This is a genomic window from Anaeromyxobacter sp. Fw109-5 (assembly GCF_000017505.1).
Lineage (GTDB): Bacteria > Myxococcota > Myxococcia > Myxococcales > Anaeromyxobacteraceae > Anaeromyxobacter.
Genome location: NC_009675.1, coordinates 993,040 through 1,013,948 on the forward strand (window position 1 = coordinate 993,040; position 20,909 = coordinate 1,013,948).

At 75.3% G+C, this 20,909-nt stretch carries 19 protein-coding genes; 9 read left to right on the plus strand and 10 right to left on the minus strand.

The features are described from left to right. Window positions 1–776: 776 nt before the first annotated feature. Genes ANAE109_RS04445 through ANAE109_RS04465 form a run of 5 tightly spaced genes read right to left on the minus strand, consistent with a single transcriptional unit; the run spans window position 777 to window position 6,413 of the window. Window positions 777–1,889: a hypothetical protein gene (locus ANAE109_RS04445; protein ID WP_011985184.1), complete on the minus strand. Its 1,113-nt coding sequence runs from the start codon at window positions 1,887–1,889 to the stop codon at window positions 777–779. An 8-nt stretch (window positions 1,890–1,897) separates the two neighbouring features. Next, window positions 1,898–4,495, minus strand: a complete 2,598-nt coding sequence (locus ANAE109_RS04450) for a TonB-dependent receptor domain-containing protein (protein WP_011985185.1) — start codon at window positions 4,493–4,495, stop codon at window positions 1,898–1,900. 5 nt (window positions 4,496–4,500) lie between these two features. Further along, window positions 4,501–5,241 carry a TonB family protein gene (locus tag ANAE109_RS04455; protein ID WP_011985186.1) on the minus strand — a complete coding sequence of 247 codons (741 nt, stop codon included), beginning with the start codon at window positions 5,239–5,241 and terminating at the stop codon, window positions 4,501–4,503. Continuing rightward, window positions 5,238–5,663: a biopolymer transporter ExbD gene (locus ANAE109_RS04460; RefSeq protein WP_011985187.1), complete on the minus strand. Its 426-nt coding sequence runs from the start codon at window positions 5,661–5,663 to the stop codon at window positions 5,238–5,240. Before ANAE109_RS04460 ends, ANAE109_RS04455 begins: the two co-directional genes overlap by 4 nt. Window positions 5,664–5,690: 27 nt before the next feature. After that, complete coding sequence (locus ANAE109_RS04465) at window positions 5,691–6,413, minus strand: MotA/TolQ/ExbB proton channel family protein (protein WP_011985188.1); 723 nt, start codon at window positions 6,411–6,413, stop codon at window positions 5,691–5,693. 249 nt (window positions 6,414–6,662) lie between these two features. Here ANAE109_RS04465 and ANAE109_RS04470 point away from each other — a divergent pair, with 249 nt between their 5' ends. The 4 genes from ANAE109_RS04470 to ANAE109_RS04485 all read left to right on the plus strand — a co-directional run bounded on the left by ANAE109_RS04470 (window position 6,663) and on the right by ANAE109_RS04485 (window position 11,280). Beyond that, window positions 6,663–7,745: an LA_2272 family surface repeat-containing protein gene (locus ANAE109_RS04470; RefSeq protein ID WP_011985189.1), complete on the plus strand. Its 1,083-nt coding sequence runs from the start codon at window positions 6,663–6,665 to the stop codon at window positions 7,743–7,745. A gap of 81 nt (window positions 7,746–7,826) precedes the next feature. Then, a complete protein-coding gene (locus ANAE109_RS04475; protein WP_011985190.1) occupies window positions 7,827–8,330 on the plus strand; it encodes an RNA polymerase sigma factor in 504 nt (167 codons plus the stop codon). After that, entirely contained in the window at window positions 8,327–9,097 is a 771-nt protein-coding gene (locus ANAE109_RS04480; protein ID WP_011985191.1) for a hypothetical protein, read from the plus strand. Before ANAE109_RS04475 ends, ANAE109_RS04480 begins: the two co-directional genes overlap by 4 nt. Window positions 9,098–9,168: 71 nt before the next feature. After that, window positions 9,169–11,280: a caspase family protein gene (locus ANAE109_RS04485; RefSeq protein ID WP_041448833.1), complete on the plus strand. Its 2,112-nt coding sequence runs from the start codon at window positions 9,169–9,171 to the stop codon at window positions 11,278–11,280. Window positions 11,281–11,290: 10 nt separating this feature from the next. Here the strand turns inward: ANAE109_RS04485 and ANAE109_RS04490 are convergent, their stop codons facing one another. Further along, window positions 11,291–13,375 (minus strand): ABC-F family ATP-binding cassette domain-containing protein, encoded by a 2,085-nt coding sequence (locus ANAE109_RS04490; RefSeq protein WP_011985193.1) that lies wholly within the window; start codon window positions 13,373–13,375, stop codon window positions 11,291–11,293. A gap of 138 nt (window positions 13,376–13,513) precedes the next feature. Here ANAE109_RS04490 and ANAE109_RS04495 point away from each other — a divergent pair, with 138 nt between their 5' ends. The 3 genes from ANAE109_RS04495 to ANAE109_RS04505 all read left to right on the plus strand — a co-directional run bounded on the left by ANAE109_RS04495 (window position 13,514) and on the right by ANAE109_RS04505 (window position 16,094). Then, a complete protein-coding gene (locus ANAE109_RS04495; RefSeq protein WP_011985194.1) occupies window positions 13,514–13,951 on the plus strand; it encodes a Spy/CpxP family protein refolding chaperone in 438 nt (145 codons plus the stop codon). Between the two features lie 80 nt (window positions 13,952–14,031). After that, a complete protein-coding gene (locus ANAE109_RS04500; protein WP_011985195.1) occupies window positions 14,032–14,736 on the plus strand; it encodes a response regulator transcription factor in 705 nt (234 codons plus the stop codon). After that, the gene (locus ANAE109_RS04505; protein WP_011985196.1) at window positions 14,733–16,094 is read left to right on the plus strand and encodes a cell wall metabolism sensor histidine kinase WalK; all 1,362 of its coding nucleotides are present in this window, start codon (window positions 14,733–14,735) and stop codon (window positions 16,092–16,094) included. Before ANAE109_RS04500 ends, ANAE109_RS04505 begins: the two co-directional genes overlap by 4 nt. 52 nt (window positions 16,095–16,146) lie before the next feature. Here ANAE109_RS04505 and ANAE109_RS04510 read toward each other — a convergent pair whose 3' ends face one another. Continuing rightward, on the minus strand, window positions 16,147–16,353 hold the full coding sequence (locus ANAE109_RS04510; RefSeq protein ID WP_011985197.1) for a hypothetical protein: 207 nt from the start codon (window positions 16,351–16,353) through the stop codon (window positions 16,147–16,149). Window positions 16,354–16,443: 90 nt separating this feature from the next. Between ANAE109_RS04510 and ANAE109_RS04515 the strand changes: the two genes are divergently transcribed. Beyond that, window positions 16,444–17,088, plus strand: coding sequence for an ABATE domain-containing protein (locus tag ANAE109_RS04515; RefSeq protein ID WP_011985198.1), 645 nt, complete (start codon window positions 16,444–16,446; stop codon window positions 17,086–17,088). Window positions 17,089–17,115: 27 nt separating this feature from the next. Then, window positions 17,116–17,829, plus strand: a complete 714-nt coding sequence (locus tag ANAE109_RS04520) for a TetR/AcrR family transcriptional regulator (RefSeq protein ID WP_011985199.1) — start codon at window positions 17,116–17,118, stop codon at window positions 17,827–17,829. Here ANAE109_RS04520 and ANAE109_RS04525 read toward each other — a convergent pair. The 3 genes from ANAE109_RS04525 to pruA form a co-directional block, all read right to left on the minus strand. Beyond that, complete coding sequence (locus tag ANAE109_RS04525; protein WP_041448835.1) at window positions 17,793–18,644, minus strand: SDR family NAD(P)-dependent oxidoreductase; 852 nt, start codon at window positions 18,642–18,644, stop codon at window positions 17,793–17,795. The two genes, ANAE109_RS04520 and ANAE109_RS04525, sit on opposite strands and share 37 nt — an antisense overlap. 117 nt (window positions 18,645–18,761) lie before the next feature. Further along, entirely contained in the window at window positions 18,762–19,211 is a 450-nt protein-coding gene (locus ANAE109_RS04530) for a hypothetical protein (RefSeq protein ID WP_041448123.1), read from the minus strand. Between the two features lie 29 nt (window positions 19,212–19,240). After that, window positions 19,241–20,872, minus strand: coding sequence for an L-glutamate gamma-semialdehyde dehydrogenase (gene pruA, locus ANAE109_RS04535; RefSeq protein WP_011985202.1), 1,632 nt, complete (start codon window positions 20,870–20,872; stop codon window positions 19,241–19,243). Between the last annotated feature and the right edge of the window lie 37 nt (window positions 20,873–20,909).

The following is a 20,909-nucleotide window of genomic DNA, read 5'->3' on the forward strand; positions in this document are numbered from 1 at the left end:
GCCGACGCGGGCGAAGACCCGCCGCGTGCGATGCGCAGAGGTGCACGCCGGGAACCGAGCGCATTTCCGATCGATGCCCGAGCGCCTCTGCGTCGAGCGGCTGCACGCGACCGACCCGCGTGCGCGTGCTGTCGCCGTGGGATGTGATGAATGAAGAGACCGCGACCTCGACCTCCGCCGGGACTGCGACTGCGACTGCGACCGCGACCGCGACGCTAGATGATCACGTATTTACGGAACGTGACACCATTCGGCATACGTCTGGCCAGCCACGAGCGAGCCCAGTCTCCCCGCCCGCAGCGCGCCGCCCTACGTGGCGGGACCTCGCGCCCGGAGGCGGGCCACTGGACGCGGTAGGCGCCGCCCGACGCACGGCCCGGCCTGCAACGCGGTTGGCCGCCAAGGCCCCTTCGTCCATCGTCGACTCCGCCCAATGCGGCCCCGCGTTGCCGCCGGCGTCTGCGGACGGCACCGGCCCCCCGTACCTTGTCTCCGTCCATCGTGGCCCGCCGAGGACGTGAGGTCCCGCCCCCGGCGGCGCGCCACCGTGCCCCCTTGATGGACGACCGTGGGAGCCCGCTCGTGCTTCGACAGGCTCCGCACGAGCGGGTGCGTGAGCGCCACCGTGCCCTTGATGGACGACCGTGGGACCCCGTTCGTGCTTCGACAGCCTCAGCACGAGCCGGTGTTGCCCCGTTCGTGCGTCGACAGGCTCAGCACGAGCGGGTGTTGCCCCGCTCGTGCACTGGGCCAGCATCTGCCGGGACGCGCACGCCTCACGGACCCACCGCGAGCGCCCCCGCCCGCCACGCCACCCCGCCCGCGAGATCGCGGACGACGACCCACACCGTCGGAGCGCCGGACGCCGGCGTGGTCAGCTCCGCCGCCTCGGAGGGGTGGTTCGTGTGCAGCTTCTCGAGCTCCCCGGCCGTCGTGAACCAGGAGAAGGCCCAGTCCTCCTGGCGCGTCGCGATGGGCTGTCCCGCCGCGTCGCTCTCGACGTAGGTCTCCCGGAGCTCCTCGAAGCTCGCGGGCAGGAGCGGCAGGAGCTGCACCTTCGCGCTCGACGCCACGGCCGCCGGCACCTCGCCCGGCGCGGGCAGGGCCGCGCCGTCGAGCGCCACTGCGGAGAGGACCGGGTTGTGGTTCGGCGCGGAGGGGGCCGCCGGCCCGCGGACGCGGAGCCGCTTCAGCGCCGCGACGTGGGCGCGGCGCGACCACTCCGCCTGGAAGCGCGCAGCGACGGCGCCGAGGAGCTCGCAGTCGCTCCCCACCGCGCTCGCGGGCGCGAGCTCCTCGGGCGTCACGTCGAGCGCGAGGGCGAGGTCGGTCACCTCGACGCCGAGGACGCGCTCGGGAGACGACGGGGGGAGGGACGACAGCGTGTAGTCCGCGGGCAGCGCGTACGCTGCTCGGGGCAGCGCGGCCGTCGAGGCGGGGTCGTCCGGATCGCGCCTCACCGCCACCGGGCCGCAGCCGTCTCGCCCGCAGGCCTCGAGGCCTCCGAAGCTGATCCCTCCCGTCACTCCGACGCCGGGGGCGGCACAGGCGGCCGCGAGCTCGGCGCCCGCGAGCAGCGCCGACGGATCGTCCAGCTCGGAGTAGCTCGCGCACGGGGAGGGGCGCGGGTCTCCCGGCGTGGGGGTGCACGCCACGTGGAGCACCACCGCGCGGCGCGCCGGATCTGCGGAGAAGGAGGGGTGGACGACGAGCGTCTCGAGCTCGGCCCGGGCGGGCGCGGCGCCGTCGGAGGCCGGGGCGAGCTCGGGGGGCTCGGCGCGGACCGCGAGCACGCGGAGCCCCTGCACCTCGGAGGCGGGGTCGAAGTCCGGCCCGCAGGCGGCCGTGAGCGCGAGGACGGGGACGAGGGCGACGAACGTGCGGTTCATGGGCGGTCCTAGTACTCGGCGCGGAGGCCGAAGGAGGGGAAGAGCGGGAGGCCGGAGTACCAGCCGCGCTGCGAGTAATCGAAGCTGTAGGCGACGGCCTCGGGGTTCTCGCGGTTGGTGACGTTCTGGACCTCGAGGTAGGCCGCGAAGGTCCAGGTGCGGGACGTCCACTTCTTGTCGACGCGGAGGTCGAGCTGGAAGAAGGGGGGCATGCGGCCCGACAGCTCACCGGTCTGGATGGGCTCGTAACGATCCGCGTCGGCGTCGTACACGGCGCCGCGGATGGGCTCGTACGGGCTGCCGCTCGTGAAGCGGGCGCGGAACCCGGCGGAGAGGCCGTGCCAGAGCTCGGGCAGCTCGAGGGTTCCCACCGCGACCACGTTGTGAGGCTGATCGTAGGCGTCCCCCTCGCTCTCGAGCCGGCTCCCCGCCGCGGCGGGCTCGCCCCGCTCCGCGCGCGAGAGCGAGTAGGAGACCCAGCCGAAGAAGCGGCCGTCCGGGTCCCAGCGCAGGAGCAGCTCGGCGCCGTAGGAGCGCCCCGTGCCCGCGCTCCGGTAGCGCTCGGCGACGAGCTGACCGTCTCGCGTGATCACCCCGTCGGAGGGGAGGGCGAGGTCGAAGAGCCGCTTGTAGTAGAGCTGCACGTCGAGGAGCAGCCGCGGCAGGAGCCGCTGCTCGGCGCCGAGCGAGTACTGCCAGGCGCCCTCCTCGTGGAGGTCGGGGTTGCCGAACTCCTCCGTGACGTACGGCAGCGGCGGCGCCTGGTGGTAGAGGCCGGCCGCGCCCTTCAGGGCGGTCTCGGGCCGGAGCTGCCAGCGGACGGCGAGGCGCGGGTCCACCCAGGAGAGGTCCGCGAGCGCGCGGTGCACGTCGGCGCGGACGCCGGGGACGACGAAGAGCCCGTCGACCGGCTCGAGGGTGGCCTCCACGAACGCGCCCGCCTCGACCCCGTCCATGGTCATGGCGAGGCGGCGGGTCTCGGCGTTCGGGTTCAGGATCTGGCCCGGCGGAGGGATCGGCGGCGCGTCCACCTCGATCCGGACCTTCGGGTACCACTGCCCGTCGACGCCCGTGACGAGCTTCACCCGCGGCGCGAGCTCGTGATGGACCTCCGCGCGGAGGTGGGTGCTCCAGAGCTCCTGCCGCATCCGGAACCGCTCGTCCGCGTCGACGTCCACGTCCTGCCAGCCGCCGCCGAGCGCGAGGCGGAGCCGGGTCGCCTCGCCGGCGCGGTGATCCCAGCGGAGCCCGGCCCGGTAGAAGCGGGTGCCGAACTCGAGGAAGTCCATGTCCTCGAGCGACTGGTCGTCCTCGACGCCGGTCAGGACCATCCGGTCGTCCGAGCCGAACACGTCCAGGCGGACGGTGTCGTCGGCGGTCGCCTTCCACGCGGCCTTCGCCTGCAGGTCGTAGTAGCGGGGCGCGGTGCTCACGCCGGGCGGGTCGTCCATGGACTCGACCGCGCGGGTCACCACCGCGTCGGCGTAGGAGCGCCGCGCCGCGATCGCGATGCCCAGATCCTCGGACGGCCGGCCCTCGTAGAGCGCGGTCGCGTGGTAGAGGTTCACGTCGGCGAGCGCGTGGGCCCGCTCGCCGGGATCCCGGGTGACGAGGTTCACGCGGCCGCCGATCGCCCGCCCGGAGCGGACGCCGAAGTTCCCCGCCTCGAACTCCACGTCCTTCAGGAGCTCGGACGAGTAGACGCTGGTGAGGCCGCCGAAGTGGAAGACCTGCGGGACCTCCTCGCCGTCCACGTACACGCGCGTGTCCCGGGGGTTGCCTCCGCGGACGATCAGCTCGCCGCTCAGGAAGGAGCGGGCCATGCCGGGGAGGTTCTGGATCACCTTCACCGCGTCGCCGGAGGCGCCCGCCACGCGCCGGATCTCCCCCGCCGCGATGGCGACGTGCGAGACCTGCTTCTCCTCCCGTTCGCCCACCACGACCGCCTCGTACTCGCCCTGGGCGGCGGTCTTCTGGAGCCAGTAGGTCACCTGGGTCGCGTTCCCCGGCTCGATGGTCTCGGTCGAGTCGAGGCGGACGTGGTCGACGTCCGTCACCACCACCTGCACCGCGCCGTCCGCCACGCCCGCGAGCGCGAACCGGCCGTCGCCGTCCGTGTGGGTGAGCTGGCCGCCCGCCTCCACCATCGCCCCCGCGACCGGGAGGCGGGTGCCGCGCTCGAGCACGCGGCCGAGGAGGTTCACGGGCGGCGGCGCGGGGGCGGCGGGCGGCGCGGAGAGCGAGAACGTGAAGCGGTACTCGATGCGGACGGGCGCGGGCGCTCCGTCGATCTCCGCGGGGGAGAAGCGGAGCTTCCGGGCGGCGGCGAGGGCCGCCTCGTCGAAGCCCTGACCGGCGGGGCCGGTGACCACCGCGTCGGTGACCTCGCCCGTCTCGGAGATCTCGACCTCGAGCATCACGACGCCGGTCAGGCCGGCCGCCCGCGCGGCCTCGGGGTACTCGGGCTCGACCGGCTGGATCACCTCGGGGGCGCGCGTGAGGACGCCGGTCTCCTGCGGCTGTCCCCGCGCGAGCGCGGGGGCGGCGCCCGCGGCGACGACGGCGAGGCCGAGCAGCGAGAGCAAGACGATGGGCGGGCGGCGCATGGGGTTCACTCCAGGACGAAGGTGTAGGTGAAGCGGATCTCGGTCTCGACGGCCTCGCCCTCGAGCAGGGGAGGCGAGAAGCGGAAGCGGAGCGCGGCGGCGCGGGCGGCCTCCCCCAGGGCGGGGCCCGGCGCGGAGAGCAGGCGCGCCGCGGCGACGCGGCCCTCCGCGTCGATCCGCAGGAGCAGCACGACCTGCCCCTCGAGCCCGTCCCGCCGCGCGTCCGCGGGGTACGGGATCTCCGGCCGCTCGAGCAGGCGCGGCTGCGCGGAGAGCCGGGCGGGCGAGGTCCGCGGGGCGGAGTAGGGCCTCACCGCCTCCGGATCGGCGGCGATCTCGGACGCCCTGCCGTGGAGCGTGTTCCCGACGCCCACCGCGAAGGCGCCGCCGGTGGTGGTCGACGAGAGCGACACGCCGACGCGCGGGACCGCGCGCGCCGCGGGGGCGGCGGGCGGTGGCGGCTCGTTCGGCGGAGGCGGTGGGGGCGGGTCCGCGGGCGGCGGGGGCAGCCTCGAGATCGCCACGCGGCGCGGCGCCGGCGGCGCCGCGGGAGGACGGGGCACGACCGGGGCGGGGGGCGGGGGGGCGGCCTCGAACTCGACCACCACCGGCGCGGGCCTCGCGGCGGGGCGCGCCTCCAGCCGCGCCGCCCAGGCGAAGCCGCCGGCGTGGATGGCGAGCGAGGCCACCGCCATCGCCGCGAGCGTGCGCGCCCGCGGCGAGCCGTCGGAGGGAGGTGAGGTCACGGCGCGCCTTCTCCCGAGGCGTCCCGCTCGATCTGGATCGCGAAGCGCGTCAGCCCCTCGCTCTTCACCAGATCGATGACGGACACCACCTCGCCGTGAGGCACCGCCCGGTCGGCGCCGATGAGCGCCCGCGCCTCGGCGCTCCTGGCGAGCGCCGCGCGCACGGCCGCGCGCGCCGCGTCGCGGCCGACCGGCTGACCGTCCAGGTAGAGCTTCCCGTCCCGATCGATCGCGAAGGCCAGGGTCGGGCCGACCGTCTCGCCGCCGTGGGCGGCGCGGGGCAGGTCGACCTCGATCCCCTCCTTCACGATGTACGACGCGGTGACCATGAAGATGATGAGGAGGACGAGGGTGATGTCGACGAGCGGCGTCACGTTGATGCCGGTGATCGCCTCGTCGCTGCCGTTCGAGTGGGCGGCCATGTTCGAGCTCCGGTGGCTTGCGCCCTGCTAGGCGGCGCCCTTCGACTCGTGAGGCTCGGGGCGGCGCGGGGCCCGGCCGTGGGCGTCGGGCTCGGCGCGCGCGGGCGGGCAGAGCCGGGCGCGCGCCGCGCGGACGTCGTCGCGCTCGAGGTGCGAGGCGAGGGCGTGGCCGACCGCCTCGGCGCGCGTGACGAGCGAGCGCAGCCAGCGCTGGAAGCCGTTGAACGCCACCACCGCCGGGATGGCCACGAAGATTCCGACCGCCGTCGCGACGAGCGCCTCGGAGATGCCGGACATCACCGCCGACGCGCCGGCGCCCTGGGCGGCGCCCACCGCGAGGTCCGAGAAGGCCCGGATGATCCCGACCACCGTGCCGAATAGGCCGAGGAACGGGGCGTTGTTCCCGAGGGTCCCCAGGAAGGAGAGGCCGCGCTCGTACGCGAGCCGGCGCTCGGCGATGGCGCACGCCACCGCCTCCTGGACCGCGGCCGGGCCGCCGTCCGCGGCATCGAGCGCCGCGCGCGCCACCTCGGCCTCGAGGCCGCGCTGGTGCTCGACGCGGCCCCGCGCCTCCTCGAGCCTGCCGTCCCGGAGCAGCGCGAGGAGGTCCGGGCACGCCCGGCGCCGGCGGGCGAAGTACACGGTCCGCTCGAGGATGACCGCGACCGACGCGACGGACAGGCCGACGAGGAGCAGCATCACCCACTCCGCGCCGGCGCGCGTGAAGAGCTCGAAGAGGGACTTCGTCATGTGTGACGCTCCGTGGACCGCGAAGGTGCGGCGCTGGGGTGGTGCCGGGGGGAACACCGCGGCGCGGGGATCGCGCTACCGGACCCGCCGGGACGGCGCGGAGCACGCCGGCGGCGGGCTGCGGCAGATCGCCCGGATCGAGAAGAAGAGCGAAGGTTTCGCGCCCGGCGGTAGCGCTCGCGCCGAGCGGCGGTGTTCCTCCTTCCGGACCCCGCAGATCGCCCCTCGATCACGGAAGGAACGACGCACATGCGGCTCCCGCTTCGCACCCTCGCCGCGCTCGCCGCGGCGGTGCCCGCCTTGGCTCTCGCCGGCCCGCCGCGCCCGGGGCCCTCCACGGAGGCCGCGCCCGCCCTCCGCGAGGTCCCGGTCGATCTCTCCCTGGTTCCGCCGCTCAGCCTGAACGGCGAGGGGCGGGTGAAGAACCACCTCTCCATCGGCGTCGTGGCTCGCTCCACCGTCCTGCGCGGCCTCGCGCTCGCGCCGGTGCACCTCGCCGACGAGGACGTCACCGGAGCGCAGGTGACCTGGGCCGCGGCGAGCGCGGGCGGCGTCGCGCGCGGCGTGCAGCTCGCGACGATCACCACGGTCGCGCGCGAGCTGCGGGGGGTGCAGGCAGCGCAGCTCGTGAACGTGGTCCGCGCCGGCGGCAGGGGCGTCCAGCTCGGCGGCGCCGCCAACCTCGCGCGCCGGCTCGACGGCGTGCAGGCCGCCGCCGTGAACGTCGCCGCCGGCCTTCGCGGCGTGCAGCTCGCCCTCGTGAACGTCGGCGGCGAGGTGGCCGGGACGCAGGTGGGGCTCGTGAACGTCGCTCGCCGGGTGCGCGGCGCGCAGGTGGGGCTCGTCAACCTGGCCGACGAGGCGGACGGCTCGGTTGGGGTGCTGTCGCTCGTGCGAGACGGCCGGCACGAGGTCGAGCTCTACGCGACCGAGCTCACGCCGCTCGCGGCGGGCGTCCGGCTGGGCGGGCGCCGCGCCTACGGCGTCCTCGCCGCCGGCGTGCAGCCCGACGCCCAGCCGCGCTCGGGCGAGCCGCTCTGGACCCTGGGCGGCGGCGCCGGAGTCGGGTTCGAGCCGTCGCAGCGGCTCGCGCTCGACCTGGATCTCGTCGCGCAGGCGGTCTCGCTCGGCGACTCCGCCGAGGCGGTGCTCGGCAGCCTGCGGGCGGTGGCCGCCTACCGGGCCACGCAGTGGATGGCGATCCACGCCGGGCCGACCGCGAACCTGTTCGTGTCGGACGAGGACCAGCCCGACGTGCACCTCGGATGGAAGCTCGACGCCGGCCGCTACGCCCGCGTGTGGCTGGGGTTCGTCGCGGGCGTGCGGATCTGATGGAGGCCCCCGGCCGCTCACGGCGGGGAGCGGGTTCGAGGTACAAGCTCGTTCGGCCCACGAGCCGAGAGAGGGGAGCGGGTGGCGGTCGACGTCGACGCGTACTACCGGGACCTCGCGCCGATGGTCCTGCGCCGCTGCCGCCGCCTCCTGCGTGACGAGGAGAAGGCCGTGGACGCCATGCACGACACGTTCGTGAACCTGCTCCGGGCGGAGGACCGGCTCCGGGACGAGGCCCCCTCGTCCCTGCTCCTCCGCATCGCCACCCGCGTGTGCCTGAACCTGCTCCGCTCCGAGCGGCGCAAGCCGGAGGACCGCGACGAGGAGGCGCTCCTCGACATCGCGGCGTCGGACGAGCCCGAGGCGCGCTCGCTGTCGCGCCTCGTGGTCTCGCGCCTGCTGGGCCGCGAGCAGGAGTCCACCCGGGTGATGGCGGTGCTCCACTACGTGGACGGCCTCACGCTCGAGGAGGTCGGGCGCGAGGTGGGGCTCACCGCGGCCGCGGTCCGCAAGCGGCTGGGCGGGCTCCGGCGGCGCGTCGCGGAGCAGGCCGGCGGGGCGCCGGCGAAGGAGGTGCAGCGATGAGCCCGGATCGCACTCCCGACTACCTCGTCGAGCGGCTCCACGCCGGCGATCTCCCGCCCGACGAGGCCGCGCGGGTGCGGGCCCGGCTCGAGGCGGAGGGCGGCGAGCGCCGGCTCGAGGCGCTCGCGCGCGAGGACGCCCTGCTCCGCGAGACCCACCCGCCGGGCCCCGCGCTCCGCGAGATCCGCCGCCGCGCCGCGCTCGGCGCGCCCGCGCGACGGCGAGCGCGCCGGCCCCTGCTGCTCGTCCCCGTGGCCGCGGCGGTCGCGCTCGCGGCGGTGCTCGTGCTGCGCATCCCCGGGGGCCACCTGGCGCCGGATCGGCGTGACGAGGACACGCGGATGAAGGGGCTCGCGCCGCGCCTCGAGGTGCACCGCAGCCACGGGGGCGGGGGCGCCGAGGAGCTCCGCGAGGGCGCGGTGGCGCGAGAGGGCGACCTGCTGCAGCTCTCCTACGTGGCGGCGGGCAGGAGGTACGGCGCCGTGGTCTCGGTCGACGGGCGCGGGATCGTCACGCTCCACTGGCCCGAGGAGGGCGGCCCGGCCGCCCCGCTCGCCCAGGCGGGGGCGGTGCCGCTCCCCCACGCCTACCTGCTGGATGACGCCCCCGCGTTCGAGCGTTTCTTCCTCGTGACGGGGGACAACGCCTTCGACTCGGCGACCGTGGTGGAGGCGGCGCGCCGGCTCGCGGCGGCCGGCCGCGCCCGCCAGGATCCCCTCCCGCTCCCCGCCGGACTCGACCAGCGGGCGCTCCTCCTCGTGAAGTGATGGCGCCACCCACCTGCGTCGAACGCCGCCGCAGCTCGATGCGAGCGGGGGTCGTCATGAAAGGCCTCGAGATGACTCGCTCCATCCTCGCGCTCGCCGCCGTGCTCTGCGCCGGCAGCGCGTCCGCCCAGGAGGTGCCGGACGCCGGGCGCGCGCAGCCCGGGGCCGTGCGCCGGCTCGCGATCGTCGCGGGCGCCAACGACGGCGGCGCCTCGCGCCCCCGGCTCCGCTACGCGATCTCGGACGCGGAGCGGGTCTCGCGGGTGCTGCAGCAGATGGGCGGCGTCGCCGGCGAGGACACCATCGTGCTCCTCGACCCGGGGGAGGCCAGGCTGCGCTCCGCCCTCGAGGAGCTCCGGTCGCGCGTGGAGCGCGCGCGGCGCGGCGGCCGCACCGAGGTGCTCTTCTACTACTCCGGCCACTCCGACGAGGAGGGGCTGCTGCTGCGGGGCGCGCGCGTCCCCTACGCCGAGCTCCGCCGCTGGCTGGAGGGGCTCGGGGCGGACATCCGCATCGCCATCCTCGACTCCTGCTCCTCCGGCGCCTTCACCCGCGGGAAGGGAGGCCTCCGCGCCGCGCCGTTCCTCGTGGACGCGTCCTCCCGGGTGAGCGGCCAGGTGATCCTCACCTCGAGCTCGGCCGACGAGGCGTCGCAGGAGTCGGACCGGGTCGGCGCGTCGTACTTCACGCACGCGCTGGTCACGGGCCTGCGCGGCGCGGCCGACGCGAGCCAGGACGGGAAGGTCACGCTCTCGGAGGTGTACCAGTTCGCGTTCGAGGAGACGCTCGCGCGGACGGAGCGGACCCGGGGCGGTCCGCAGCACGCGGTCTGGGACATCCAGCTGGTCGGGGCGGGGGAGGTGGTGCTGACGGACCTGCGCGGTACCGGCGCCACGCTCGTGTTCCCCGCCGCGACCGAGGGGCGCTTCTTCGTGCGCGACTCGGGAGAGCGGCTCGTGGCCGAGCTGCGCAAGCACGCCGGCCGGCCGCTGGAGCTCGCGCTCGATCCCGGCGGCTACCGGATCTCGCGCGAGGAGGCGGGGCGCCTGGTCGAGGCGCGCGTCGCCCTCGTGCAGGGCGGACGGACCGAGGTCGCCGGGGCGGGGTTCGCCGCGGTGCCCCGGGAGCTGACGGCGCTCCGGGGCGACTCGGTGGAGCAGCTCGCGGCCGTGCCGGTGGACCTCTCGATCTTCCCGCCCGTGTCGCTGAACGGCGATCGCTACGTCGTGAACCGGCTCCAGCTCGGCCTCATCGCGTCGCGCACGACGCGGCTGCGGGGCCTCGGGATCGCTCCGGTGCTGTGGGCGGACGAGGACGTGGTGGGAGGCTTCTTCTCGTACATCGGGAGCTCGGCGCGCGGCCGCGTCACCGGCGTGCAGGCGGGGATGGTCGCGAACGTGGCCGGCTCGCTCCGCGGCGTGCAGCTCACGCAGGGGCTGAACCTGGTGCGGGGCGACGCCGTCGGCTGGCAGCACTCCAGCGTGAGCTGGGCGATGGGGGCGGTGACCGGGCTCCAGTCCGGGCTGGTGAGCTACTCCGGGTCCGTGTCGGGCGCGCAGCTCGCGCTCACGTCGGTCTCCGGCGAGGTGCGCGGGGCGCAGGTCGCCCTCGTGAACGTGGGCGCCGGCGTGCGCGGCGTGCAGCTCGGGCTCGTCAACGTGGGCGGCCACGTGCGGGGCGCGCAGCTCGGCCTCGTGAACGTGGCCGACCGGGTCGACGGGGTGTCGCTGGGGCTCCTCCCGCTCGTCCGCGACGGCGAGCACAAGCTCCTCGTGCTGGGCGACGAGAACGGGATCCTCTCCACCGGGCTCCTGCTCGGGAGCCGCACCTTCCACACCATCGTGACCGCGGGCGTGCAGCGCTCCAGCGGCGGCGGGCGCTTCTGGTCCGGCCTCGGCCTCGGCGCGCACCGGGCGCGCGGCCGGTTCCTCCTCGACCTGGATCTCCTGGCCCAGCAGGTGGTGGACGAGGACGCGAACGTGCTCGCCACCGCGCGGCTGCTCGGGGGCTTTCAGCTCACGCCGTACGCGGCGCTGGTGGCAGGGCCGAGCCTGAGCATGTTCTGGGCGGAGAGCGACTTCCACCCGGGGCTCGGCGGCCTGCTCGAGCACGACCTCGGCGCGGGCGGAGTCCGGCGCGCCTGGCTGGGGTTCGCCGCGGGGCTGCGCGTCGGGCCGCGGTGAGCGGCCCGCGTCAGCTGCCCGTCTGGAGCGCCGCGAGCTCCTCCTGCGCCGTCTCCCACTCCGCGTAGAGTCGCGCCAGCTCCTCCTTCGCCGCGTGCTGCCGCTCGATGAGCGGCTTCGCGCGCGCGAAGTCCTGGTACAGCGCCGGGTCCGCCAGGGCCTCGGTCGCCTCGCGCTCCTCCCGCTCGAGCGCCTCGATGCGCGCCTCGAGCGCGGCGATCCGCTCGCGGAGCGGCTTCTCCAGCCGGTAGCGGGCGTTGCGCGCCTCGGCCTCCAGGCGGCGGCGCTCCTTGTCGTTCGCGGGCGGTGCGGCCGCCGACGACCCCGCGCGCGTCGGGCCGTCGCCGGCGGTGCCCGACGCCGCGGCGGCCGCCTCGAGCTCCTTCTGGTGGTAGAGCCAGTCGTCGAGGTTCCCCGGGAACGGCAGGAGGCCGCCGTCCTTCACCTCCCAGATCACCGTCGCGAGCTGGTTCAGGAAGCTCCGGTTGTGGGAGACGAAGAGCAGCGTCCCCCCGAAGCCCTTGAGCGCCTCGATGAGCGCCTCCGAGGAGTCGAGGTCGAGGTGGTTCGTCGGCTCGTCGAGCACGAGCAGGTTGGCGGGGACGAGCAGCAGCTTCGCGAGGGCGACGCGGGCGCGCTCGCCGCCGGACAGCACGCCGAGCCGCTTCTCGACGTCGTCGCCGGAGAAGAGGAACGAGCCCGCGACGCCGCGCACGTACGCCTCGCCCTTGTCGGGGACGAGATCCCAGAGGGTGTCGAGGACGGTGCGGTCGGGATCGAGCCCGCCCGGGGTTCGCATGGAACTTTCCGAGGCACGTGCGAGCGGAGGCGTAGCCGGATGAGGCTGCGCCGGAGCGAGCGGGGGGTCCGGGGGGGAGAGCCTCTCTTCCCCCCCGGCGAAATGATGCTGCGCGAAGTAGCCGGCGAGCACGCCGTGCCCGAGCTTCACCGCGCCGGCGTCGGCGGCGAGCTCGCCCGCCACGAGCTTGAGGAGGGTGGACTTCCCCGCGCCGTTCGCGCCGATGACGCCCACCCGCTCGCCGCGCTGGATGGCCGCGTCGAGCGAGCGGTAGACGACCCGCGGCCCGAACGCCTTGCGCACCCCCTCGAGGCGCAGCACCTCGCGCCCGGAGCGCGGCGCCTCGGCGAAGCGGAAGCGGACGGTGGCGCGGTGCTCGAGCACCTGCACCTCCTCCATCTTCTCGAGCAGCTTCTCCTTCGACTTCGCCTGGCGGGCCTTCGTCGCCTTCGCGCCGAACCGCTCGATGAACTCCTCGAGCTGGGCGCGCTTCGCGCCCTGCCGCTTCGCCTCGGCGAGGAGCCGCTCCTCCTCCTGGGCGCGCTGCCGCTTGTAGTCCTCGTAGTCGCCGGTGTACGCGCGCAGCCCCTCCGGCTCGAGCGCGAGCACGCGGTCGATCTGGCGGTTCAGGAACTCGCGGTCGTGGGAGACGAGGAGCAGCGCCCGGCGCGTGCCGCGCAGGAACGCGTCGAACCACTCGAGCGTCGGCACGTCGAGGTGGTTCGTCGGCTCGTCGAGGAGCAGGAGGTCGGGATCCTGGAGGAGGAGCCCGGCGAGCGCGGCGCGCATCTTCCAGCCGCCGGAGAACGTCCGCGCCGGGCGGGCGAGGTCGCCCGCCGTGAAGGCGAGGCCGCCCAGGATCCGCTCCGCGCGGTGGCGGCCGAAGCGCTCCTCGAAGTGGTCCAGCGCGGCGTGCAGGTCGGCGAGCGCGCCGGAGAGCTCGAGCTGCTCCTCCGGCTCCCGCGCCGCGGCGAGCGCGTCCTCGGCGGCGCGCAGCCGGACCTCGAGCTCGGCGCGGCCGGGGACGGTGGCGAGGACGGCCTCGACGAGCGGCAGGTCGGGGAGGGCGGCCACGTCCTGGGGGAGGTACCCGACCCGCGCGCCCCGGCGGAAGACCAGCTCGCCCGAGTCCGGGGAGAGCTGCCCGGCGAGGATGCGCATGAGCGACGACTTGCCGGTGCCGTTCGCGCCGACGAGGCCGATCCGGTCCTGCGGGCCGATGGCGAAGGTCTCCTCGTCGAGGAGGACCTTCGGCCCGTAGGCGAGGGAGATCGCGTTTCCGGCGGCGAGGCTCATTCGGCGCGAGGAGTTAACGTTTCTTCAAGCCGCGAACAAGCCCGCTCAACGCGGGGGGGCCATCGTCTGCACCGTCGGCGAGCCGGGAACGGGCGCCGGGCGCCGGCGCCAGCGCGCCGGGAATGAGGAGAAGAGCACATGCGCAAGACGATCTTCCTCGGGCTGGTCCTCGCTGTCGGCGTCGTCGGCCTCGCGGGGTTCGGCCGGAGCTGGCACCACCGCCACGATCCCGCCCGCATGGCGGAGTTCGTGACCGAGCGGGTGGACGACGCCCTCGACGACGTGGAGGCGACGCCGGAGCAGCGGGACAGGGTCCACGCGATCAAGGACCGGATGCTCGCCCGGGGCAAGGACCTGCACGCGACGCGCGCCGAGGACCGCGCCGCCTTCCTCGCCGCCTGGCGGTCCGACGCGCCCGACGCGGCGGCGCTCCACGCGCTCGTCGACCAGCGCGCCGACGCGATGCGCGCCTTCGCGCACGAGGCGGTGGACGCCGGCCTCGAGGTGCACGGCGCCCTCTCGCCCGAGCAGCGGGCGACGCTCGCCGAGAAGCTCGAGCGCCGGATGCACCGGTAGACGTCCCGGATCCGCCCGCCCCGCGACAGACGGGGCGAGCGGGTCCCCGCACCCGCCGCCGATTTCGTTAAGCTCCCTGCGTGACCGCCACGACGCCCGATCTCGTCCTCCTCGTCGAGGACGACCGCCGGCTCGCCGACCTGACCCGCGAGTACCTCGAGGGCCACGGCCTCGCCGTGGTGCACGTCGCCGACGGCCGGCGCGGCCTCGAGGAGGCGCTCTCGGGCCGGTACGAGGCGGTGCTGCTCGACCTCATGCTGCCCGGCAAGGACGGCCTCGAGGTCTGCCGCGAGCTGCGCGCCCGCTCCGACGTGCCCGTCATCGTGCTCACCGCGCGGGGCGAGGAGGCGGACCGCGTGCTCGGGCTCGAGCTGGGGGCGGACGACTACCTCGCGAAGCCGTTCTCGCCCCGCGAGCTGCTCGCGCGCATCCGGGCGATCGTCCGCCGCGCGCGCGGCCGCGCCGGGCCGGCCGCGTCGACGCTGCGCGTGGGCGGCCTCGTCGTCGATCCCGGGGCGCGGCGGGTGACGCTCGACGGCCGCGAGATCGCGCTCACCGGCTACGAGTTCGCGCTGCTCGACGCGCTCGCGCGCCGCGCCGGGCGCGTCCTGTCGCGCGAGCAGCTCATGGAGCTCGCCGGCGGCAGCGCGGAGGAGGCCTTCGACCGGTCCATCGACGTCCACGTGTCGCGGCTCCGCCAGAAGCTCGGCGACGATCCGAAGCGCCCGCGCCTCATCAAGACCGTGCGCGGCGCCGGCTACCTGCTCGCGGCGGAGGGGGAGTGACCGCGCCCGCGCGGCGTCACGGGCGCCTCTTCTGGCGGATCTACCTGCACGGCCTGCTGCTCCTCTTCCTCGTCGCGCTCGCGACCGCCTCGGTCGGATGGGCGCTGCGGCAGGGGGGGAGCTTCCACGAGCGCGGCAGCGGCGCGGCGAGCTACGCCGCCTCCCGCGTGGCAGAGCTCTCCGGCGAGCCCGCGCGCCTCCGCGACGAGCTCGCCCGCTGGCGCGAGTCGTTCGGGCTCGACGCGTCGGTGTACGGTCCGGACGGCGCGCTGCGCGCGACCAGCGTCGAGCCGCCGCTCGATCCGGGGCTCGCCGAGTCCCCCCCGCGCGACCGCCCGGTCCGCCTGCGGCGGCACGGGTTCGGCCGCGCGGTCCCGCTCGCGGACGGCGGCCTGCTCCTCATCGCGGGCGGGCCGCGCGAGCCGGATCCGCTCCGGGGCCTCGCGTTCATCGGCGCCGTCCTCGCCGCGCTCGCGCTCGGCTCGATCCCGCTCGCGCGCTCGATCGCGGCGCCCATCGAGCGGCTCACCGTGGCGGCGCGCGCGCTCGGCTCGGGCGACCTCTCGGCGCGCGCAGGGGTGAAGGGGCGCGGGGAGGTCGGCGAGCTCGGCAGGGCCTTCGACGAGATGGCCGAGCGCCTGGAGCGGCTCGTGCGCGGAGAGCAGGAGCTGCTCGCGAACGTGTCGCACGAGCTGCGCACGCCGCTCGCTCGCATCCGCGTGGCCCTCGAGCTCGCGGCGGAGGGCGACGTCGACCGGGCGCGTCGCTTCCTCGCCGAGATCGGGACCGACCTCGACGAGCTCGACCGGCTGGTCGAGGACGTCCTCGCCGCCGCGCGGCTCGACCTCGCCGCGGGAGGAGGCCCCGCCTGGCCCGTGACGCGGGCGCGCGTGGACCTCGACGTGGTGCTGGCGGAGGCGGCGGCACGGTTCCGCGAGGCGCACCCGGCCCGCACGCTCGACCTCCTCCTCCCGGAGTCGCTCCCCGCCGTCGACGGCGACGCCGCGCTCCTCCGCCGCCTCGTCGCGAACCTGCTCGACAACGCCGCCAAGTACTCCGAGCCGCCCGCGCCGGTCGCGCTCGCCGCCGGCGCCCGCGATGGAGGGATCGAGCTCGAGGTCCGCGATCAGGGGATCGGGATCGACCCCGACGACCTGTCGCGGGTGTTCACGCCCTTCTTCCGCACCGATCGCAGCCGCGCGCGGGGGACGGGTGGCGTCGGCATGGGGCTCGCCCTCGCGCGGCGCATCGCCGAGGCGCACGGGGGAACCATCACGGTCGAGAGCACGCCCGGGCGCGGGACGACGTTCCGGGTGGTGCTCCCCGCGAGCGGCGTCAGCGGGGCGCCGCACGACTGACGGCGGCGCCGCGCCACGCGCCACCGTCACGGCATCATCCGACCCCGGCCGCTCACATCGTCTCCGCCGCGCGCTCGCGCTCCGCCCCCGCGAGCTGCGACAGCGGCCCGACCACGCCGAGCGCCACCCAGCTCCAGAGCGACAGCCACACGGCCAGGACGAGCGCGCCGCCCAGGAGATCGCGGACGAGCCGCCAGCGGGCGCGCCAGGTCTCCTGCGGCAAGGAGGGGGAGAGGGTCAGCTTCACGGGACGGGCCATGACATCCTCCATCTAACCGGCATGATGCCGTGAGATGGTTAGATGTTGGTGGCGCTCGCCTAACCTGTCAAGTCGCATTAAGATGGTTACATGAAGCCCGCCGCTCACGCTGCGCCCCACCCCTTCGACCTCTCGGGCGGCAGGCTCTGCCTCGACTTCGCGAACACGGTGGGCGGCATGCGCGGCGTGCAGCCGAAGGAGCGTCTCGACGGTTACGCGGGGCTCGTCGACTTCGCGCTCCAGGCGGGAGCGGTGGACGAGCCGCTCGCCCGGCGGCTCGCCGCGGAGGCCCGGCGCCGGCCGCGCGAGGCCGAGGCCGCCTTCCGGGAGGCGCTCGCGCTCCGCGAGGCGCTCTACCGGATCTTCGTGGCGCGCGCGAACGGCGGCGAGCCGGCTCCGGACGACGTGGAGCTCCTCTCGGGCGCGCTCTCGCGCGCTCTCTCGCACCGGGCGATCGCCCGCCGGGGGGAGGGCTTCGCGCTCTCGTGGGAGGACGGCGCGGCGCTCGACGCGCCCCTCTGGCCCATCGTCCAGTCGGCCGCCGAGCTCCTCACCTCGGGCGCGGAGCTCGACCGGGTGCGGGTGTGCGGCCTCTACGAGAGCCAGGAGTGCAGCTGGCTGTTCCTCGATCAGACCCGGGCGCGGACGCGCCGCTGGTGCTCGATGGAGGACTGCGGCAACCGGGCGAAGGCGCGGCGGCACCACGCGCGCGCGAAGGGAGTGAAGGACGGGTGAGCGCCCCGGCCGTGATAGAGCAGTGTCATGGCCGACGTCCGCAGCCCAGACCCCAGCCGCCGCAGCGAACGGTCGCGGCAGGCCATCCTCGCGGCCGCCGCGGAGCTCGTCGGCGAGCTCGGCTACGCGAAGCTGACCATCGAGGCGGTGGCGGCTCGGGCGGGCGTCGGGAAGCAGACCATCTACCGGTGGTGGCCCTCCAAGGGCGCGGTCGTCCTGGACGCGTTCCTGGCGCTGACGGGAGGCGAGCCCGGGGCCGCGCTCCCCGACTCGGGCGACCTCGAGGCCGATCTGAAGACGGTGACGCGAGCCATCGTCGCCGAGCTCGAGGACCCTCGCTACGAGGTCGCGGCGCGCGCGCTGACGGTGGAATCGCAGGCGGACCCGGAGGTGGGGAGGCAGTTCGTAGAGGCGATGCTGCGGCCCTCCCTCCAGGCCACGCAGGAGCGGCTGAGGAGCGCCCAGAGGTCGGGACAGCTCGCGGCCGGCGTCGATCTCGAGGTCGGGGTGGAGCTGCTCTTCGCGCCTCTCTACTACCGCTGGCTGCTGCGCTACGCGCCGCTCTCCCAGGCGCACGCGGACAGGGTGGTGGACCTCGCGCTGGCGGGCCTGAGGACGCCTCCGCCTGCCAGCCGAAGGAAGCGGGGGGAGGGACGCCGGAGGCTCGAGGCCCGGGCCCGGAGCGCGGCGGCTCCCGGCCGGCCTCAGGCGGGCCACTCGAACCGCTCGTCCCGCCGGTAATCGTCCCGCCGGCGCTCGAGCGCCGCGCGGACGTGCCCCGGCGCGTCCTCCCCGATGAGCAGGCGCAGCGGGCCGTCCGCGCGATCCACGTGCGCGAGCAGCGCCCGCGCCGCGCTGGCGGGATCCGCGGAGGTGTCTGCCGCCTGCTGGCTCATGTCCCACGGCACCCTGGGGCTCCCGAACAGCGAGGCGCGCAGCGGATCGTACGCGGGCGCCGGGGTGGCGAAGCGCATGCTCGCCCACGCCCAGTCCGTCGCGAACCCGCCGAGCTCCGCGATCGTGACGCGGATGCCGAACGGGGCCACCTCGGCGGCGAGGGCCTCGCTGAACCCCTCCAGCGCCCACTTGCCCGCGTTGTAGAGGCCGAACGTCGCCATCGAGCCGACGCCGCCCACGCTCGAGATCTGGACGATGTGTCCGGAGCCTCGTCCGCGCAGGTGCGGGAGGACCGCCTGCGTGACCCACAGCGCGCCGAAGAGGTTGGTGTCGAGCTGCGCTCGGGCCTCCGCCTCGCCGATCTCCTCGGTCGCGCCGACCAGCCCGTACCCGGCGTTGTTCACCACGACGTCGAGGTGTCCGAACGCCTGGACCGCGCGCGCGACGGCCGCGAAGACCGCCGCGCGGTCGGTCACGTCCAGGGGGAGCACGAGGGCGCGCTCCGCGTGTGGACCGGCGAGGTCGGCGAGCGCCTCGGCGCGGCGGGCGGTGGCGACGACGGCGTCGCCGGCCTCGAGCGCGGCGGCCGCGAAGGCGCGGCCGAGCCCGCGGGCGGCGCCCGTGACGAACCAGACGCGGGGGGGAGAGGGTCTCGCCATGTGGGCTCCCGGGAGCGCTCGCTCGCTCGCGGGCGTCGCGAGACGGCGCGTCTCGCGAAGGACCATGCGCCCTCCCCGGCGCGGAGTCAAGACGGTACGTCTCGTCTCGGGAGGCGGCTAGAAGGTCTCCCCGCAGCCCGGGCAGCGCACCTTGCGCAGCAGGAGATCGCCGCGGCTCGACGCCGCGCCGCAGCTCGGGCACACGAGCCCGAACCACTCCTTGGCGCTGCGGCGGCCGAAGGCGAGGCTCACGGCGAGCATCGGACCCGCGAAGCCGAGCACGAGCGCGGCGACCTCGACGCCGCGCAGCCGGGAGGCGTTCGACAGGACCCCGGCGAGCGCCACGGCGAACACGAAGAAGCCGAGGAACCGGCCCCACAGCCAGGCGATGCGCCGCCGCGTCAGGATGCCGGCGAGGAGCAGGCCGAACAGGGCGGCGTACAGCCCGAGCTGGGCGGCCTGCGCCCAGGGCCGCTCCGGGCCGCGCACGACCAGGATCACCCCGACGCCGAGGAGCGCGACGACGAGCGAGACCGCCACCGCCGCGAGCCGGACGCTCCAGGGCATCGGGGGCCTCATCGCGCCCGCGCCCCCGCTCACTTCTCCCGCATGTACGGGTACTCGAAGCGGGTGGGCGGGTCGAAGGTCTCCTTGAGCGTCCGCAGCGAGGTCCAGCGCATCAGGTTCGCCAGGGAGCCCGCCTTGTCGTTCGTGCCGGACGCGCGCGCGCCGCCGAAGGGCTGCTGCCCGACCACCGCGCCGGTGGGCTTGTCGTTCACGTAGAAGTTGCCCGCCGCGTCCACGAGCCGGCGGGTCATGTCCGCGACCGCCTCGCGGTCGCGCGCGAACACCGCGCCGGTGAGGGCGTACGGGGACGTCGAGCCGCACAGCTCGAGCGCCTCGTCGAGGCGGATGTCGGCGTAGACGTAGATCGTCAGCACCGGGCCGAAGATCTCCTCCTCCATGAGCTGGAAGCGCGGGTTCACCGTCTCGATGACCGTCGGCTCGATGAAGAGGCCCTTCGAGTCGTCGCAGCGGCCGCCGAAGAGGAGCTTCGCCTGCGAGGAGGCGCGGGCGATGTCGATGTACTTCTTGATCCGGTCGAACGCGGGCTGGTCGATGACGGCGCCCATGAACGTCGTGAAGTCCTCCACCTCGCCCATCCTGATCTCGGCGGTCATGCCGAGGAGCCGCTCGCGCAGCTGCGGCCAGAGGCTCTCGGGGACGTACGCGCGCGACGCGGCGGAGCACTTCTGGCCCTGGTACTCGAAGGCCCCGCGGACGAGCGCCACGGCGGCGGCGTCCACGTCCGCCGAGGGGTGCACGAACACGAAGTCCTTGCCGCCCGTCTCGCCGACGATGCGCGGGTAGCCGCGGTAGCGCTCGAGGTTCTCGGCGATCGCGCGCCACATGCCGTGGAAGACGCCGGTCGAGCCGGTGAAGTGGAGGCCGGCGAGGTCCGGGCTGGCGATGGCGGGATCGCCGACGGCGCGGCCGGAGCCCGGGACGAAGTTGATGACGCCGGGCGGGAGGCCGGCCGCCTCGAGGAGCTTCAGGACGTGCCAGCCGGAGTAGACCGCCGAGGAGGCCGGCTTCCAGACCACGGTGTTCCCCATGAGCGCGGGCGCCGTGGGCAGGTTCGCCGCGATGGAGGTGAAGTTGAAGGGCGTGACCGCGAAGACGAACCCCTCGAGCGGCCGGTACTCGAGGCGGTTCCACTGCCCCGGCGCCGAGCGCGGCTGGTCGGCGAGGATCCGCTCCATGAAGTGGGGGTTCCAGCGCCAGAAGTCGACGATCTCGCACGCGGAGTCGATCTCGGCCTGGTGCGGCGTCTTCGACTGCCCGAGCATCGTGGCGGCGTTCAGCACCTGCCGCCACGGGCCAGCGAGCAGGTCCGCCGCCTTCAGGAAGATGGCGGCGCGGTCGTGCGGCTCCATCGCCGCCCAGGCCTTGCGCGCCTGCATCGCCGCCTCGATCGCCGCCTGCACCTCGGCCGGCCCCGCCTGGTGCCAGCGCGCGAGGCGCTGTCCGCGGCGATGAGGGACGCGCGCCTCCGCGATCCGGCCGGTGCGCACCTCGCGCCCGCCGATGACGAGCGGGATCTCGAGCTCGCGCCCGCCCAGCTCGGCGAGCTGCGCCTTCAGGGCGCCGCGCTCGGGCGTCCCGGGCGCGTAGGAGAGGACCGGCTCGTTGTGCGGATCGGGGATGCGGAACATGCCGTTCGCCATGGGCTCCTCCGGGTGTCGGGGCGGGCGGAATGTAACG